Origin of the sequence: Acidovorax delafieldii 2AN (assembly GCF_000175235.1) — a bacterium.
GTDB lineage: Bacteria > Pseudomonadota > Gammaproteobacteria > Burkholderiales > Burkholderiaceae_C > Acidovorax > Acidovorax delafieldii_B.
Genome location: NZ_ACQT01000083.1, coordinates 1 through 15,470 on the forward strand (window position 1 = coordinate 1; position 15,470 = coordinate 15,470).

The window sequence follows — 15,470 nt, forward strand, 5'->3', positions numbered from 1 at the left end:
CAGTGGCTGCAGCGCGGCGGGCGGCCCCCTTCGACCGCCCCCGCCTCGCAGCAGGGGCGCGGGGTGTCGAGCCAGCGATTGGCAAAAATATCGCCGTGCAGGCACAAAACGCCGGTACTGCCAGCGCGCTGGTGCAGGCCGTCCACGTTCTGCGTGATCAAGGTGAGGCGCCCCGGGTGCCGTTGTTGGAAGCGCGCCAGTGCCACATGGCCGGCATTCGGCAGCACGCCCGCGAGCAAGTCGCGCCGATGCTGGTACCAGTCCCACACCCGCTGGGGATGGGCGCGAAACCCCTCTTCGGTCGCCATGTCTTCGGGCCGGAACTGCGCCCAATACCCGGTCTGGGCTTCGCGAAAGGTGGGAACACCCGACTCAGCGCTCACACCGGCGCCCGTCAGCACGGCGACGTGCCGCGCCTGCTGTAGCCAGGACTGTACGGTTTCCAAGGAAGGTTCTTGCGCTTGTTTTTGTTCTTGCATGGGCCGACCTTTGATTCAACGCTCTGCCCCGCCCACCGCCGGCAAAAACCGCCGTGGACCTCGGCGGTGCCACCTGTGCCAGAACCACCCGCCGCATCGATTGCGCCAGTTTGGACCGGGGCAGGGAAACTGGTCTCACATCTGATTGCGCGGGTGCGCACAGCCCGGAGATCCGCCCTCTCACGGAGCTGCGTTCAGCGCGAGGCGGATCAGAACGCGCTCAGGACCGCTGGCGCAAAGCTTCGTACAGGCAGACGCCGCTGGCCACCGAGACGTTGAGGCTCTCGACAGCCCCTTTCATGGGAATGCTCACCAGTTCATCACAGGTCTTGCGCGTGAGCTGGCGCATGCCATCGCCCTCGGCCCCCAGCACCAGGGCCACGGGACCTTTCAGGTCCACCTGGTAAATGGTCTTGGGCGCGTCGTCGCTGGTGCCGATGCACCAGATGTTGCGTTCCTTGAGTTCGCCCAGCGTGCGCGCCAGGTTGGTGACCATGAAGTACGGCATGGTTTCGGCCGCGCCGCTGGCCACCTTGGCCACGGTGGCGTTGATGCCCACGGCGTGGTCCTTGGGGGCAATGACGGCGTGGGCACCCGCGCCATCGGCCACGCGCAGGCAGGCCCCCAGGTTGTGCGGGTCGGTCACACCGTCGAGCACCAGCAGGAGGGGCTGTTCAATGCCTGCGGCTTCGAGGTTTTCCAGCAATTCATCCAGCGAGGTGACCTGGGCCACGGGCTCCACGCGCGCGGCCACGCCCTGGTGGCCATGGCTGCCGGCGAGCTTGGCAATGCGCACGCTGTCGGCTTCGATGAGGCGGGCACCGGCCTCGCGGGCACGGTCGAGAAACTGGCGCATGCGCGCGTCGCGCCGCGTGGCCTCGTAATAAATCTCGATGATGGATTGGGGCGCGGTCTTCAGACGCACGCCCACGGCGTGAAAGCCGAAGAGAACTTTGGGGCTGGACATGGGGGGATTATCCGCTGGCGGCGGACATCGGCCCTAGAGAACTATCAATTTGATAGCTGCTAGCGCTTGATGGATAAGCACAAGAGCTCAAAAACACTCAAAAACCGGATTTCCCACCCATCGCAGTGCTGCCAACGAGCACTTCATACGACCCGCCCGGCTTCGATGGTGATGCGCCGCTCGCATTGCTCGGCAATGGCGCGGTCGTGGGTGACCAGCACCAGCGTGGTTCCCAACTCGCGGTTGAGCTCGAACATGAGCTTCATGATGGTTTCGCCGGTAGCGAAGTCGAGGCTGCCCGTGGGCTCGTCGGCCAGCAACACGGCCGGCTGCACCACAAAGGCCCGGGCCAGCGCCACGCGCTGCTGCTCACCGCCGCTCAGCACCTTGGGATAGTGCGAAAGGCGCTGGCCCAGCCCCACATGGGCCAGCATTTCGGCCGCTGCCTTGCGCGCATCGCGGCGGTTGGCCAGTTCAAGCGGCAGCATCACGTTTTCAAGCGCCGTGAGGTTTCCCATGAGCTGGAAACTCTGGAACACAAACCCCACCTTCTGGGCGCGCAGCGCGGCCCGGTCGTCCTCGCTCAGCGCGAACAGATCCTGGCCGTCCAGGCGCACCGTTCCGCGCGTGGGCGTGTCCAGCCCTGCAATGATGGATAGCAACGTGCTCTTGCCCGAGCCCGAGGCCCCCACGATGGCCACGGTTTCCCTGGGCGCCAGGCGGAAATCGATATCCCGCAGAATATCCAGCGTACCGGTGGAATCCGTCACCGACTTGAAGACATGCTCGACAGCAATGATGGGCGTGGCGGGTGGCGGGACAGGTTCGGACATGAAAGGCTGTTTATTGTGATTTGCGATCTGCATCGGCGCCACTTTATCCTGACCACCGCGGCCGGCACGTTGACGGGGCTTTGCGCTCCTGCCGCCATGGCGCAGCAGGCGGGCAAGGCACAGGCGCCCGCCCGCGAGGCGCGGCGCATTCTGGTGCTGGGCGATTCACTCAGCGCCGAATATGGCCTGGCGCGCGGCACCGGCTGGGTGGCCCTGCTGGAAAAACGCCTGGCCCAGGAAAAGATAGCGGCCAGCGTGGTGAACGCCAGCGTGAGTGGAGAAACCACTTCGGGCGGGCGCTCGCGCCTGGCGGCGCTGCTGGCCCAGCACCAACCCAGCGTGGTGGTGCTGGAACTGGGCGGCAACGACGCCTTGCGCGGGCTGCCGCTCAAGAACACCCAGGAGAATCTGGCGTGGATGGTGGAGACCGCCCAGAAGGCCGGCGCCAAGGTGCTGTTGGTGGGAATGCAGGTGCCGCCGAACTATGGCACCGACTATGCCAATCGCTTTACTGCCACTTTTGCCGATGTGGCCAAGGCCCGCAAGGTGGCCCTGGTGCCTTTCTTTCTCAAGGGTGTAGCCGACGGCACCGACCCCACCCGGCTCTTTCAGCCCGACCGCATCCATCCGCGTGCGGAGGCGCATCCCCAGATGCTGGCCAATGTGTGGCCCGAACTGCAAAAACTGTTGCGCTGAAGCCGTCGGGCTCCAACGCTCCCCTGGCCGCAGCGCTGCATCGGCATGCACCGCCGGTCACTGACCTTCTACGCACCGGTTGCAACGTTAAGCGCCACGGGGTAAGGCGAGTTCACCGCGAAACGCCCGGCACTCCAAGCGATGGCCGAGCGCCCCTCCAAAGGGAATGAAGCACGCTGTCCTGGTGCGAAAACTCCAGCGCACCTGCCCACGCAGATGCGCGATTGCCTTCAGCTACCGGCCGGCTCCGCAGGCCCGGCAGGGGGAACATCCCCAGGCCCGGCGGGTGTGCCGGCGTCATGCGGCTCATCGGGCCTGCGCTCGCTTTTGGCCTTGAGCTTCTCTTCTTTTTTCTTCTTTTTAGCGAGTTCTCGCTGGCGCTTTTCGTATCCGTAGTTGGGTGTTGCCAAGGTGTTTGCTTCCTAAAATTGAGACCCACTGTAACAGTTCGCCCTGCGGCACCCTTCAAACCGGGGCTGGCGGCGGTGATGCCACAGCCCCCCGGTAGGCGTGCCAGCTGGCATGCCCCAGCAACGGCCCCGCGAGCAGCAGGCCGGCGCCCCACAGCCATAGCGATACAGCCACGACAAGGCTGATCAGCAGGCCCCAGAGCAGCATCACGGCGGTGTTCTCAATCACCACCCGCATGCTGGTGATACCGGCCGTGAGCGCATCGGTATCGCGGTCGAGGATCATGGGGATGGACACCACCGAGATCGAAAACACCAGCGCGGCAAACACCCCGCCCACGGCCATGTAGACGGCGACAAAGCCCCAGTTGCTCGGGTTGAAGATGGCCTCCATGACGCCCGTGGTCGACGGCATTCCGGTGTTGAAGAACACTGCGAACACCACCAGCGACGCCCTGCCCCACAACAGCTCCAGCACCACCAGCACCAGGACGAGCATGCCCATGCTGCCCATGTGCGCGTCCCAGCAGGTGATGGATTGCCCCAGGTCGGGGGGCTGCCCGGCCTCACGGCGCCGGCTGGTGTCATACAGGCCCATGGCCAGAAACGGCCCGAGCAGCAGGCAGCCGCTGGCCAGCGACATGGTGTATTCGGGCCGCGTGCGGAACACCCATCCCAGCACGAGCGCCATGCCCCAGAACCACGCGCCGTAAAACAGCGCGCTGCCGGGCGCAGCCATCACGTCATGCAGCCCTCTGCGCAGCCAGCGAAACGGGTCGCCCAGGCGCAAGGGGTTCAGCGTGATGGCACTGACGGCAATGGGAGGAAGCTCTGCTGCGGGTGGTGCGGACATGGCGGTGCGGGCAAGAAGGGTGGTGACGCCAAAGGAAGCGGTCTCCACCTTCGGCAAGCCCCACACTAAGCCACCTGGGCGCCCGGCGCCACTAAGGAAACTACCAACGCTGCCGCTGCATTGCGGTCCGCCGCGCGCTCACGCCGTGCCGAATGCCCCATGCAGGGCTTGCTGCAAATCCTGGCGCAGGTCTTCCAAGGCCTCCAGCCCCACCGAGAAGCGCACCAGCGTTCCCGGCCGCAGGTGCGGCACCGGCCGCGAGCGCATGGCCGACAGCTGGTACGGCACCACCAGGCTCATGGGGCCGCCCCAGCTGTACCCCAGCTTGAACAGGCGCAGGGCGTCGCAGAAAGCATCCACCTGCGCCTGGCCGTGGCGCGCGTCCATCACCACGCTGAAAAGGCCGGCCGCCGCGCCCTCGCCGGCATTCGCCGCACCACACAGGCCCTGCCAGTGGGCATAGCCCGGCGAGCCGGGCAGCGCCGGATGCAGCACCTGTGCCACGGCGGGCTGCTCCTGCATCCACAGTGCAAGCTGGCGCGCAGCCACGTCATGCGCGCGATAGCGCAGGCCCACACTGGGCAGGGCCCGCAGCACGGCCTCGGCATCGTTGGCGCCAACGCCCAGCCCAAGTCGCATATGGGTGAGCTTGATCTTCATGTGCAGCGCCGGGTCGCGCGTGATGACGCTGCCCATCAGCACATCGCCGCCGCCGCTGGGGTACTTGGTGAGTGCGTGCACGGAGATATCGACCGCTAGGCTGCCGCTGCCGTCGCCTGCCAGATCGAAGGGCGCGAACGCCAGGCCTGCGCCCCAGGTGTTGTCGAGCGCTGTGACCACGCCGCGCTCGCGGCAGATGCGCACTTGCTCGCACAGATCGGGAAACTCCAGCGTTACCGACCCCGGCGCCTCCAGCCACACGAGCCGCGTGGCCGCAGTGATGCGTGCGGCCAGGTCCGCTGGATCGAGCGGGTCGTACAGCACATGGCGAACGCCAAAGCGTGCCAGCTCCCCCTGCGCAAGGTCCTTGCCAGGCCCGTAGGCGTTGTCGGGAATCAGGACTTCATCGCCCGGCCCGAGCAAGGCCAGGGCGACGTTGGCGATGGCGGCCAGCCCGCTGGGTACAAGCACGCATTGCAGCCCGCCCTCCAGCGCACACAAACGCTCTTCCAGAATGAACGTGGTTGGCGTGCCATGCAACCCGTAGGTGTAGCCGCTTTTGTCCTTCCACTCGCGGGACCGCATCGCGGCCACGTTGGGAAAAATGACCGTAGACGCTTTGAACACCCCGGGCTGGGGGGCCAGGAAACCAGCGGGCGGGATGTAGGGGTGGTGGACGATGCGGGTCTCAGGCGCGAGGACGGGTGGTTCTTTCATGTCCGGCATGGTAGCGCCCCTGCCGGAATCCTGCGGGAGCGCTCAGTTGCAGCGGGGCACTACACAACCATGGCCCGGAACTGCCCCCCTCCGCGTATTGCCCCGCTGAACACAGCCCCATTCCAGGGCCCACACCCTCAACTGGTGACCTTGAGATTGTTCGTCACCGAGACCACGCCCTTCACACCCTTGGCGATGGCTTCGGCACGGTCGCGCGCGCCGGCGTTGGGCGCGGGGCCATTGAGCGTGACTGCGCCCGCTCGGGTGTCCACGTCGATCTTGATCGCGCTGAGGTCGGGATCCTTGGCCAGGCCCGCCGACACCTGCGCTGTGATGGCGGCATCGTCCATGGTGGCCATGGCAGAGTTGCCCGCATCCTGGGCGCCAGCCTGCGCCTTGGCGGCCCCCTCTTCCACCTTGGTTTCCACATTTTTCAGTGCTTTTTCAGCCTTGGCCTGTGCATCAGCGGCCGCCTGCTCGGTCTTCTGCACGGCTGAATCGAGCTTCTGACCCACGGTGGTGTCTTCCTGGCGGTTGCAGGCGGCCAGGCCAAACGCCATGGTGCTGACGGCCAAAATGGCCCAGATGCGGGATGGGCTACCGTGTGGGGTGACAGGGTTTTTCATATGCAGGCTCCTTCCAGATTGACGATGCAGTGAATGTAGAGACTGCTTTGTCCACCGCGGGTCGGACGCAGCCGAAGCCTCTGTAGGACAACATCGTCGCTGCGCGTGGTCGCCAACCGCAGCATGCACCCCTCGGCCATGGCTGCCGGGGCGCCGCCGCGCGGCAGCGGCGACAATCGCCGCATGACTCTGCACGCACTGTCCCGATGGCTTCCATTTCTGGCCTGGCCCCGCCCCGACAGGGCCCTGCTCAAGGGCGAGTTCTGGGCGGGCATGACCGTGGGGCTGATGCTGGTGCCGCAGGGCGTCGCCTATGCGGCGCTGGCGGGAATGCCCCTTGTGACAGGCATCTATGCCTCGCTGGTTCCGGCGCTCGTGGCGGTGATGTTCAGCTCGTCCACGCGCCTGGGCGTGGGCCCCACGGCGCTCACCAGCCTGCTGATCGGCGCCTCGCTCTCGGGCCTTGCAGAGCCGGGGAGCGCACAGTGGGTGGCCCTGGCCGCGTGGATGGCCATCCTCGCCGGGCTGGTGCAGCTGGTCATGGGGATCGCCCGCTTCGGCTGGCTTCTCAACCTGGTGACTTCACCGGTGCTCAACGGTTTCACGCAAGCTGCCGCATTGCTGATCCTCTCGTCCCAGCTGGCTGCGCTGACGGGGCTGCGTTCCGACCTGGGCGCCTTGTGGACCACGCCGTCGCTCGGCCACTTCGATCTCACGGCCGCGGCTTTCGGCTTCGGCAGCCTGGCCTTGCTGATGGCTGCGCGGCGCCTGCGCCCGGGTTTCCCGGCCGCCATCGTGGTGCTGGCGGCTGCGGCCGCTGTCAGCTGGGCCATTGGCTACGCGGATGCGGACGGCGCCGTGGTGGGCGCCCTGCCTGCGGGCCTGCCCAGCCTTTACTGGCCCGGCACCCTGCCCTGGACCAGCTTTGGCGCGCTGGTGATGCCGGTGCTGGTGGTGACCCTGGTGAGTTTTCTGGAGACGGCATCGAGCGCCAAGGTCGACAGCCAGCGCTCGGGCGAGCGCTGGAACGAAAACCAGGACCTGATCGGCCAGGGCCTGGCCAAGATCAGCAGTGGCCTGTGCGGCAGCTTCGCCACCAGTGCGTCGTTCTCCCGCTCCGCCATCAACCTCTACGCCGGGGCACGCAGCGGCTGGGCCACCGTGTTCGCGATCGGCCTGGTGCTGGCTGCGTTGCTGTGGCTCACTCCGGCGCTCTACCATGTGCCGCAGTCGGTGCTGGCGGCGGTGGTGGTGACCGCCGTCACCAGCCTCATCAAGCCGGGCACTTTTGTGCGGCTGTGGCGCATTTCGCGCGTCGAAGCAGTGGTCTCGGGCATCACGTTCGGCCTCACGCTCGCCACGGCGCCCCGCATGTACTGGGGCGTGCTGGTGGGCCTGCTGGTGAACCTGAGCCATTTCCTCTACCAGCGGCTGCATCCGCGCATCATCGAGGTGGGCATGCACCCCGATGGCAGCCTGCGCGACCGCCACCTCTGGCAACTGCCGCCCCTGGCACCCCACGTGCTGGCGCTGCGCATGGACGCCGAGCTCGACTTTGCCTCCGCCAGCGCGCTGGAGCGGCGGGTGATGGACCACCTGGGCACGCACCCCGATGTGGTGCACGTGTGCCTGCTGGCCCAGCCCATCAACCGCATCGACGTGACGGGCGTGGAGACGTTCGCGCAGATCCTCTCCACCCTGCGAAGCCGCGCCGGCACCCTGCACCTGAGCGGGCTCAAGCTGCCCGTTGAACGGGTGCTGCGCCGCGCCGGCCTGCTCGAACCCGGCGCGGCGCTGGCCTTGTACCGCACCGACGCGGAAGCCCTGCGGGCGTTGCGGCAGGCGCCCGACGCCACGGCCGAGAGCGCGGTTTCGCCAGCAATAAGGGCCGCAACGCCCGGGGCGGCTGATACACTCGCAGGCTCCTGAAGGCCCTGCAAATTCGTGTCTGATTCGGCTTCCCACATCGTAGACCTGCGCGACCTGCGCCTGGACACTGCGCACGCCCTGGTCGCCCAGGCCAGCGGAAGCGAGGCCGCTCTCCAGCGCGAACGGCCTTCGCGCTATCTGCAGAGTCTGATCGACGGGCTGTGCGAGCTCTCGCTCAAGGACCCCCTTACCGGGCTGGCCAATCGGCGCCACTTCCGCGCGGTGCTCGAGCGCGAAATCGACCGCGTGACCCGCTCAGGCGAGGCGGCGCTGCTGCTGATGCTCGACATCGACCATTTCAAGCAGATCAACGACACCCACGGCCACCTTGCCGGCGATGTGGTGCTGCAATCGGTGGCGCGCACCTTGAACGCCTGCATTCGCCCCATGGACACCCTCGCGCGCTACGGCGGCGAAGAGTTCGCTGTGGTGCTGCCAGCTTGCCAGGCGGGCTTTGGCAAGGTGGTGGCCGAACGCATCCGCCGCGCCGTGGCCAACACACCGGTGCGCATTTCGCCGTCGGTGGAAGTCCAGGTCACGATCAGCATCGGCGGGGCGTTCGCCATGCAGTGGATCCGATCCACCACACTGCTGTGGACCGATCGGGCAGACCACCAGTTGTACACCGCGAAATCCCTGGGCCGCAATTGCGTGAGCATCGAGGAGCAACCCGACAGCACGGTCAGTGCCGAAGAAAAAAGCCTCTTGTTTGGCCCGCTCTACACGCCGTCCGGCTGGGGCGATCTGCCCCCGCTGGACCCCGCAGGCAGCGTCTACTGAAAGTGATGAGATGAACGACGCGCTGTCCCCCCAACCGACCAACCCGGCCGCCACCGTGCCGCCCGCACCGCCCGTATCCGCGGCCGGAGGGGGTGCGCGCATCATCGCCATCACCAGCGGCAAGGGCGGCGTGGGCAAGACCTTCGTCTCCGCCAACCTGGCGGCCGCCCTCACCCGCCGCGGCCAGCGCGTGCTGGTCCTTGATGCGGACCTGGGTCTGGCCAATCTCGACGTGGTGCTCAACCTGCACCCCAAGATCACGCTGCACGACGTGTTCACCGGCAAGGCATCGCTGGACGACGCCATCATCCAGGCGCCTGGCGGCTTCTCGGTGCTGCTTGCCGGATCGGGCATGGTCGAGTACTCGCGCCTGACGCCCGAGGTGCGCAACCAGTTCCTCAACGTGATCCAGGCGATCACCCCCAATTACGACGTGGTGCTGCTCGACACGGGGGCTGGCATTTCCGACGTGGTGCTGTTCTCGATTTCGCTGGCCTCCGAGGTGCTGATCGTGGCCACGCCCGAGCCCACCTCGCTCACCGATGCCTACGCGGCCATCAAGGTGCTGGCCATGCAGCAAAAGCGCCAGCATGTGCGCATGATCATCAACCAGGCTGCACGGCCAGGCGATGGGCGCGCCATCACCAGCCAGCTGCAGCAGGTGCTGGACCGTTTCGTGAGCACCGAGTCGGGCCGCGCCATGCGCCTGATCCACATGGGCGACATACCGGCCGACCCGTCGGTACGCGATGCGGTCATGCGGCGCCAGCTGTTGCTGCTGCAGATGCCCGGCTGCCCTGCGGCGCTGGCGATTGCCCAGCTGGCCAACAAGATCGAATCCACGCTGCTGGTGCCCGCCGCGTGAGGTCGGCCCCGGTGGCGCCCGGCGCCGACCAGTGGCCCGGCGCTGCCCCAGGAGGTCTGCCGTGAACACTGTCCTGAACATCTCCTGCTACAAATTCGTGCCGCTGCCCGATGCCAAGGCCTTGCGCGACCTGTTGCACGAGCGCGCCCTGGCCGCTGCGCTCAAGGGCACCATCCTGCTGGCACACGAGGGCATCAACATGTTCCTGGCCGGCCCTGCGCCGGCCGTGCGCGGTTTTGTCGACGCCCTGCGCACGGATCCGCGCTTTGCCGATCTGGCGCCGAAGGAAAGCTGGTCGGACTCCGTGCCGTTCCGCAAGATGCTGGTCAAGGTCAAGCGCGAGATCATCCGCATGGACCATCCTGCGATCCAGCCCTCGCAGGGCCGGGCACCGGCCGTCACGCCCGCCACCCTGCATCGGTGGCTGGCCCAGGGCCATGACGACGAGGGCCGCCCGGTGGTGACGCTGGACACGCGCAACGCCTTCGAGGTGGATGAAGGCACGTTCGACCATGCCATCGACTGGCGCATCGGCAAATTCACCGAATTTCCACCCGCCCTGCGGGCCCACAAGGACGATCTGGCCGACAAGACGGTGGTGAGCTTCTGCACGGGCGGCATCCGCTGCGAAAAGGCCGCCATCCTGATGCGCGAGGAAGGCCTCACGCATGTCTACCAGCTCGAGGGCGGCATCCTCAAATACTTCGAGGAAACCGACGGCGCACACTACCACGGCGGCTGCTTCGTGTTCGACGAGCGCCACACGCTGGGCACCGACCTGGCCGCCAGCCCCGCACCGGGCCACGCTGGCAATGCTATTGATAAGTGAGCTGCTTGCGCACGCTGCATAAGCGCTGCAGGCATATTTTACCCAAAATCCGCTTCCACCACCCTCCACGCATCAACCCTCCGGCACCGGCGTCGGCGTCGGCGCTGGCTCCGCGCCGCCTCAGGGCTTGAAGCGGTGCGCGGGCAAGGGGATGAACTCGGTTTCGCCGGGCACCTGGCCCATCTGGCCGCTCTCCCAATCGCTGGCCGCCTGCACGATGCGCTCCTTGCGGCTCGCGACAAAGTTCCACCATATGTGGCGCGGCGCGTCGAGGGGCGCGCCACCCACCACCATCAGCCGAGCGGCCGCAGCACCGGCCCGCAAACGCGCGGGTGCACCCGGCTGCAGCACGGCCATGGCCTGCGCTTCGAGCGGCTGGCCATCCAGCTCCACCGCCGCGTCCACGGCATACACGGCCATTTCAGGGGCCAGGGCCGGCAGTTCAAGAAAGCCCCCCGCGGGCAGCAGTACATCGAGGTAGAGGGTGGGCGACATCGTGGCCACGGGCGAGGTCACGCCAAACGCCGAGCCGATCAGCACCCGCACCGTGGCATCGGCCACCCTGCACTGCACCAGGGCGCTGGCAGGCGTGTGCGTGAAAGACGGCGGGCAGTCCTCCTGCGCCAGAGGCAACGCTGCCCACAGCTGGATGCCGTGGTTGACGTAGCTGGTGTCTGCAAGCGCTGGCGGGCGCCGCTCGGAGTGCACGATACCGCGCCCCGCGGTCATCCAGTTGATGGCGCCGGGCTCGATTTGCTGCACGCTGTCCAGGCTGTCGCGGTGCAGGATGGCGCCCGAGAAAAGATAGGTGACGGTGGCCAGTCCGATATGGGGGTGCGGCCGCACGTCGTATTCGTCCGAGGGCTGCACGGTCACGGGGCCGAAGTGGTCGAAGAACAGAAAGGGCCCCACCGATTGCCTCTGCACGGACGGGAGCAGCCGGCGCACGGTGAAGCCGCCGCCCAGGTCCTTGATGTGCCCGCGCAGCATGAGGGCCGGGCCGCTCATGCCATGCGCTCCACGGTGGTGGTGATTTCGGTGGTGACCACCGTCATGAGCTTGTGCACCGGGCATTTGTGCGCCACCGCCTGCAACTCCTGCAGCTGGGCGTCGGTGAGATCGCCGCTGATCTGCATGCGCGCCGCCAGCCGGTAGGTGCCCGCCCGCTCACCCGAAGCATCACGCTCGATCACCGTGCGCACGTCGTTCACCGGAATGCCCTTTCGGCGCGCATACCAGAGCACGGTGAGCGCCTTGCACGACCCCAGAGCCGCGTCGTACAGGTCGTGCGGATTGGGGCCGGCGTCCTCACCGCCCTCCTCGGCGGTGCCATCCACCACGAGAGAGTGGCTGCGGATGGCCAGGGTCTGTGCCATGGGTGTGGTAACGATGCGGTTGAGTTCAATGCTCATCAGAAGCTCCTGCGAAAGGGGAACAATCTATCAGGCGCCCAGGCGCGCGGCAATTGCAGCCACCCGCTGGCCCAGCAGCCGGCCGGTTTCGAGGTCGCCGGGAAACATCTCGGCCGCCGACGCGTCGGACGGCGACTGGGCCATCACCCCGGTGAATGCGCCCGTCCAGTTCACGTCATTGCGCGTGGCTGCCTTGGTGTTGGCGGGCAGTAGGCCGGCCCCCACCCACAGTCCGCCGTGCTGCATGGCCAGATGGAACAGGTAGTCGAGCGTGACCTGCTTGTCGCCATTGGTGCTGGCGCTGTTGGTGAAGCCCGCGAAAAGCTTGTCTTTCCAGGCCTGGCTGTACCAGGGCCGCGACGAGGCATCGGCAAACTTCTTGAACTGCCAGCTGGGGCCGCCCATGTAGGTGGGCGCCCCCAGGATGATGGCCCGTGCGTCCAGCAGCGTTTCCCAGCCGCCGTCGGGCAGTTGGCCTTCCGCATCGATCGCCACGAGCTCGGCGCCGGCACCATCGGCCACGGCCTGGGCCAGGCGCTGGGTGTGGCCGTAGCCCGAGTGATAAACCACTGCAATCAGGGACATGAACGAAACTTTCTGAACAGGAAGTGAAAGTATCGCAGTCTGCCACTTGCCGCGGCCTGCCGTCTGACGGCGCGGCCGCCAGCCGCAGGAAACGGCTGGCACCTGCCCACCTCAGCGCGCTGCGCGCTGGCCGTCGACGCTCCAGGCTCCCGCACCGAATGCGGTCAGTGCCAGCAGGCCGCCCACGATGGCGATGTTCTTGTAGAACATCAGTTGCACGACCATTTGCTGAGCCTCTGGCACCGACCAGTAGGCATGGAAGAAGAAACTGGCCACCAGCGTGAAGAAGGCCAGCACCAGCGCGGCAAAGCGCGTGCCAAAGCCAACGATGAGCGCAAGGCTGCCCACCACTTCGACCACCGCGGCCACGGCCGCCGCCACGGTGGGCAGGGGCATCCCCACCGACGAGATGTACCCCACCGTTCCGGCAAACCCGGTGATCTTGCCAATGCCCGCGGGCAGAAACATCACGGCGAACAGCAGACGGGAAACCAGGGCCAGGGGATTTTGCAAAGAGGAAAGCATGGTCAGCTCCTTAACAGGGTGAAGAAAAAGCAAGGACAAAAAAATGAAAAGGCAAAAAGGCCGAAAGCAGCGACGTTGCCGGGGCACAGGCCGTCAGGCCGCCAGGTCGAACACCAGCACCTCGGCGTCGCGCCCATCGGTGAGCGCAAGAGACGCCTCGTTTTCCAGCAACGCGGCATCGCCGGCCGCCAGCGGCTGGCCATTGACGCGCAGCGCGCCGCGCACCAGGTGCACATAGGTCTTGCGCGCAGGGTCCAGCGGGCGCTCCACGGCTTCGGTGCCCTCCAGCAGCCCCGCATACACCGACGCATCGGCGTGCACGGTCACCGAGCCCTGCGCGCCATCGGGCGAAGCCACCAGCCGCAGCGCACCGCGCTTGTCGGCGGCCGCGAACGTCTTTTGCTCGTAGCTGGGCGCAATGTCCTGCACGTTGGGCAGGATCCAGATCTGCAGGAAATGCGTGGTTTGGCCCGCAGCGTGGTTGAATTCACTGTGCGTCACGCCAGTGCCCGCGCTCATGCGCTGGACATCCCCCGGCGGTATGCCTTTCACGTTGCCCATACTGTCCTTGTGGGCCAGCTCGCCCGACAGCACGTAGCTGATGATCTCCATGTTGCGGTGGCTGTGGGTGCCAAAGCCGGTGCCCGGTGCGATGCGGTCCTCATTGATGACACGCAGGTTGCCAAAGCCCATGTGGCGCGGGTCGTAATACCCCGCGAACGAAAAGCTGTGGAAGGAATTGAGCCAGCCATGGTCGGCGTGGCCCCGGTCTTGCGATTTACGAACAGTCAGCATGGTGATTGCTCCTTTCAAGACTCCACTGTAGGCAGCAGCGGGCCGTCGCGGGGGCAGCCGGATTGTCGGTATCGTTCAAAATATCTGAACCGTCATTTCCGCACCGCTGCCATGCCCCACGCCTACGACGTCCTGACCCCCGACAGCCTCGCCATGCTACAGGTGATTTCCGAAGCTGGCAGCTTTGCGGCTGCAGCGCGCCAGCTGGGCCTGGTGCCCAGCGCGCTCACCTACCGCGTGCGCCAGATCGAGGACGCCCTGGACGTGCTGCTCTTCGACCGGGCCGCCCGCCAGGCCCGCCCCCACCGAGGCCCGGGCGCCAGAACCTGCTGCGCGAAGGAACGCGGCTGCTGCGCGAGATCGACGCCGTGGCCAACCGCGTGCGCCGCGTCGCCACCGGGTGGGAGCCCCAGCTCACGATTTCGGTGGACGGCGTGGTCTCGCCCCACACCATGCTGGAGCTGGTCGAAGCCTTCTATGCCATGGCCCCGCCCACCCATCTCAAGCTGCGCGACGGCATCATGACCGGCACCCTCGAGGCCCTCACGTCGGGCCATGCCGACCTCGCCATCGGCGTGTCGGCGCAGGGCTCGAACGTGGCCGGACTGCAGCAGGGCCCGCTGGGCGACCTGCTGTTCATTTACGTGGTTGCGCCCCACCATCCGCTGGCGTCCGTGCCCGAGCCCATCACCGACGCCACGCTGCTGCAGCACCGCGCCGTGGCGGTGGCCGACTCTGCGTCGCGCGGCGGCGCCACCATGGGCCTGCTGGGCGGCCAGGACGTGCTCACTGTGGACACCATGCAGGCCAAGGTGCAGGTGCAGTTGCGCGGCCTGGGTGGCGGGTTCCTGCCCGAGCCCATGGTGCGCCCCTATCTCGAGGCTGGCCGCCTGGTGGCACGCCGCGTGGCGCGGCCCGAGCGCAGTATCCGCATGCACTACGCCTGGGGCGGGCCCGGCTTCACGGCGCCGGGGCGCGCCCTGCAATGGTGGCTGACCCAATTGCAAAGCCCCGCCACGCGCCGCGCCCTGCTGGAAAACCACCATCATTTCTGACTGCCGGCAAGGCGCCAGGCGTGTAGAGTGGCCCATGTCAGATTTTTCCAGCCGTCCGTTTCCGAAAGGCATTCCATGACCTCCCCTGCCAAACGCTCCGCCCAACGGCTTCGACGCCCCAGCGCCTCCGCAACCACCCGCACGCAATCCCCCTCTGCCCCGGCTGCGGGTGCCTCGCGCCATTTCGCCATCATTGGCGCGGGCATGGCGGGCGTGGTCTGCGCGCGCACGCTGGTGCAGGCGGGCCACCGCGTCACCGTGTTCGAAAAATCGTCCCACGCGGGCGGGCGCACCACCACCATCCAGTCGCCCTTTGGCGGCTTCGATGCCGGCGCCCAGTATTTCACCGTCCGCGATCCGCGCTTTGCCCAGGCGCTCGACACCGTTCCGGGCGTGTGCAGGCCCTGGAGCGCCAACGCCGTGCGCGTGCTCGACGCCGCAGGCCGCGTGGCGG

The 15,470-nt window shown here is 67.0% G+C and carries 18 protein-coding genes and 1 pseudogene; 7 read left to right on the forward strand and 12 right to left on the reverse strand.

Annotated elements, in window-relative coordinates:
- The 3 genes from ACDELDRAFT_RS11930 to ACDELDRAFT_RS11940 form a co-directional block, all read right to left on the reverse strand.
- Positions 1 to 479: SIR2 family NAD-dependent protein deacylase (locus tag ACDELDRAFT_RS11930; RefSeq protein ID WP_005796997.1), on the reverse strand; the 479-nt coding region annotated here is incomplete at its 3' end.
- Positions 480 to 699: 220 nt separating this feature from the next.
- A complete protein-coding gene (rlmB, locus tag ACDELDRAFT_RS11935) occupies positions 700 to 1,446 on the reverse strand; it encodes a 23S rRNA (guanosine(2251)-2'-O)-methyltransferase RlmB (RefSeq protein WP_005796999.1) in 747 nt (248 codons plus the stop codon).
- A gap of 143 nt (positions 1,447 to 1,589) precedes the next feature.
- Positions 1,590 to 2,279, reverse strand: coding sequence for an ABC transporter ATP-binding protein (locus ACDELDRAFT_RS11940; RefSeq protein WP_040328977.1), 690 nt, complete (start codon positions 2,277 to 2,279; stop codon positions 1,590 to 1,592).
- 15 nt (positions 2,280 to 2,294) lie between these two features.
- On the opposite strand from ACDELDRAFT_RS11940, the gene ACDELDRAFT_RS11945 reads away from it, so the two are divergent.
- Positions 2,295 to 2,975, forward strand: a complete 681-nt coding sequence (locus tag ACDELDRAFT_RS11945) for an arylesterase (RefSeq protein WP_420042322.1) — start codon at positions 2,295 to 2,297, stop codon at positions 2,973 to 2,975.
- A 230-nt stretch (positions 2,976 to 3,205) separates the two neighbouring features.
- Here ACDELDRAFT_RS11945 and ACDELDRAFT_RS24105 read toward each other — a convergent pair whose 3' ends face one another.
- The 4 genes from ACDELDRAFT_RS24105 to ACDELDRAFT_RS11960 form a co-directional block, all read right to left on the reverse strand.
- A complete protein-coding gene (locus ACDELDRAFT_RS24105) occupies positions 3,206 to 3,385 on the reverse strand; it encodes a hypothetical protein (protein WP_081470122.1) in 180 nt (59 codons plus the stop codon).
- A gap of 55 nt (positions 3,386 to 3,440) precedes the next feature.
- Positions 3,441 to 4,238 (reverse strand): DUF2189 domain-containing protein, encoded by a 798-nt coding sequence (locus ACDELDRAFT_RS11950; protein WP_040328983.1) that lies wholly within the window; start codon positions 4,236 to 4,238, stop codon positions 3,441 to 3,443.
- Between the two features lie 138 nt (positions 4,239 to 4,376).
- Positions 4,377 to 5,624: a PLP-dependent transferase gene (locus ACDELDRAFT_RS11955; RefSeq protein WP_005797006.1), complete on the reverse strand. Its 1,248-nt coding sequence runs from the start codon at positions 5,622 to 5,624 to the stop codon at positions 4,377 to 4,379.
- A 128-nt stretch (positions 5,625 to 5,752) separates the two neighbouring features.
- Positions 5,753 to 6,241 (reverse strand): BON domain-containing protein, encoded by a 489-nt coding sequence (locus tag ACDELDRAFT_RS11960; RefSeq protein WP_005797008.1) that lies wholly within the window; start codon positions 6,239 to 6,241, stop codon positions 5,753 to 5,755.
- A 183-nt stretch (positions 6,242 to 6,424) separates the two neighbouring features.
- On the opposite strand from ACDELDRAFT_RS11960, the gene ACDELDRAFT_RS11965 reads away from it, so the two are divergent.
- From ACDELDRAFT_RS11965 to ACDELDRAFT_RS11980, 4 genes are all read left to right on the forward strand, one after another.
- Positions 6,425 to 8,170, forward strand: a complete 1,746-nt coding sequence (locus ACDELDRAFT_RS11965) for a SulP family inorganic anion transporter (protein WP_050784168.1) — start codon at positions 6,425 to 6,427, stop codon at positions 8,168 to 8,170.
- A gap of 15 nt (positions 8,171 to 8,185) precedes the next feature.
- Positions 8,186 to 8,950 (forward strand): GGDEF domain-containing protein, encoded by a 765-nt coding sequence (locus tag ACDELDRAFT_RS11970; RefSeq protein ID WP_005797010.1) that lies wholly within the window; start codon positions 8,186 to 8,188, stop codon positions 8,948 to 8,950.
- Between the two features lie 10 nt (positions 8,951 to 8,960).
- Entirely contained in the window at positions 8,961 to 9,815 is an 855-nt protein-coding gene (locus ACDELDRAFT_RS11975) for a MinD/ParA family protein (protein WP_005797011.1), read from the forward strand.
- 61 nt (positions 9,816 to 9,876) lie between these two features.
- Positions 9,877 to 10,644 (forward strand): sulfurtransferase, encoded by a 768-nt coding sequence (locus ACDELDRAFT_RS11980; protein WP_005797012.1) that lies wholly within the window; start codon positions 9,877 to 9,879, stop codon positions 10,642 to 10,644.
- A gap of 120 nt (positions 10,645 to 10,764) precedes the next feature.
- Here ACDELDRAFT_RS11980 and ACDELDRAFT_RS11985 read toward each other — a convergent pair whose 3' ends face one another.
- The 5 genes from ACDELDRAFT_RS11985 to ACDELDRAFT_RS12005 all read right to left on the reverse strand — a co-directional run bounded on the left by ACDELDRAFT_RS11985 (position 10,765) and on the right by ACDELDRAFT_RS12005 (position 13,961).
- Positions 10,765 to 11,652: a pirin family protein gene (locus ACDELDRAFT_RS11985; protein WP_005797014.1), complete on the reverse strand. Its 888-nt coding sequence runs from the start codon at positions 11,650 to 11,652 to the stop codon at positions 10,765 to 10,767.
- On the reverse strand, positions 11,649 to 12,056 hold the full coding sequence (locus ACDELDRAFT_RS11990; protein WP_005797016.1) for an OsmC family protein: 408 nt from the start codon (positions 12,054 to 12,056) through the stop codon (positions 11,649 to 11,651). The genes ACDELDRAFT_RS11985 and ACDELDRAFT_RS11990 overlap by 4 nt, the downstream gene beginning before the upstream one ends.
- 30 nt (positions 12,057 to 12,086) lie before the next feature.
- Positions 12,087 to 12,641, reverse strand: coding sequence for a flavodoxin family protein (locus ACDELDRAFT_RS11995; RefSeq protein WP_005797018.1), 555 nt, complete (start codon positions 12,639 to 12,641; stop codon positions 12,087 to 12,089).
- Positions 12,642 to 12,752: 111 nt separating this feature from the next.
- Positions 12,753 to 13,166, reverse strand: a complete 414-nt coding sequence (locus ACDELDRAFT_RS12000; RefSeq protein WP_005797020.1) for a DoxX family protein — start codon at positions 13,164 to 13,166, stop codon at positions 12,753 to 12,755.
- 93 nt (positions 13,167 to 13,259) lie between these two features.
- Entirely contained in the window at positions 13,260 to 13,961 is a 702-nt protein-coding gene (locus ACDELDRAFT_RS12005; protein ID WP_005797021.1) for a pirin family protein, read from the reverse strand.
- 111 nt (positions 13,962 to 14,072) lie between these two features.
- On the opposite strand from ACDELDRAFT_RS12005, the pseudogene ACDELDRAFT_RS12010 reads away from it, so the two are divergent.
- Positions 14,073 to 15,016, forward strand: a pseudogene (locus ACDELDRAFT_RS12010) (LysR family transcriptional regulator).
- A 75-nt stretch (positions 15,017 to 15,091) separates the two neighbouring features.
- A partial coding sequence (locus tag ACDELDRAFT_RS12015; RefSeq protein WP_005797023.1) for an FAD-dependent oxidoreductase occupies positions 15,092 to 15,470 on the forward strand: 379 nt, incomplete at its 3' end.

Bases quoted from the DNA above. Each gene is read 5' to 3' on its own strand.
- rlmB (WP_005796999.1), bottom strand. From the start codon at position 1,446: ATGTCCAGCCCCAAAGTTCTCTTCGGCTTTCACGCCGTGGGCGTGCGT.
- ACDELDRAFT_RS11940 (WP_040328977.1), bottom strand. From the start codon at position 2,279: ATGTCCGAACCTGTCCCGCCACCCGCCACGCCCATCATTGCTGTCGAG.
- ACDELDRAFT_RS11950 (WP_040328983.1), bottom strand. From the start codon at position 4,238: ATGTCCGCACCACCCGCAGCAGAGCTTCCTCCCATTGCCGTCAGTGCC.
- ACDELDRAFT_RS11955 (WP_005797006.1), bottom strand. From the start codon at position 5,624: ATGCCGGACATGAAAGAACCACCCGTCCTCGCGCCTGAGACCCGCATC.
- ACDELDRAFT_RS11960 (WP_005797008.1), bottom strand. From the start codon at position 6,241: ATGAAAAACCCTGTCACCCCACACGGTAGCCCATCCCGCATCTGGGCC.
- ACDELDRAFT_RS11965 (WP_050784168.1), top strand. From the start codon at position 6,425: ATGACTCTGCACGCACTGTCCCGATGGCTTCCATTTCTGGCCTGGCCC.
- ACDELDRAFT_RS11975 (WP_005797011.1), top strand. From the start codon at position 8,961: ATGAACGACGCGCTGTCCCCCCAACCGACCAACCCGGCCGCCACCGTG.
- ACDELDRAFT_RS11985 (WP_005797014.1), bottom strand. From the start codon at position 11,652: ATGAGCGGCCCGGCCCTCATGCTGCGCGGGCACATCAAGGACCTGGGC.
- ACDELDRAFT_RS11990 (WP_005797016.1), bottom strand. From the start codon at position 12,056: ATGAGCATTGAACTCAACCGCATCGTTACCACACCCATGGCACAGACC.
- ACDELDRAFT_RS11995 (WP_005797018.1), bottom strand. From the start codon at position 12,641: ATGTCCCTGATTGCAGTGGTTTATCACTCGGGCTACGGCCACACCCAG.
- ACDELDRAFT_RS12000 (WP_005797020.1), bottom strand. From the start codon at position 13,166: ATGCTTTCCTCTTTGCAAAATCCCCTGGCCCTGGTTTCCCGTCTGCTG.
- ACDELDRAFT_RS12005 (WP_005797021.1), bottom strand. From the start codon at position 13,961: ATGCTGACTGTTCGTAAATCGCAAGACCGGGGCCACGCCGACCATGGC.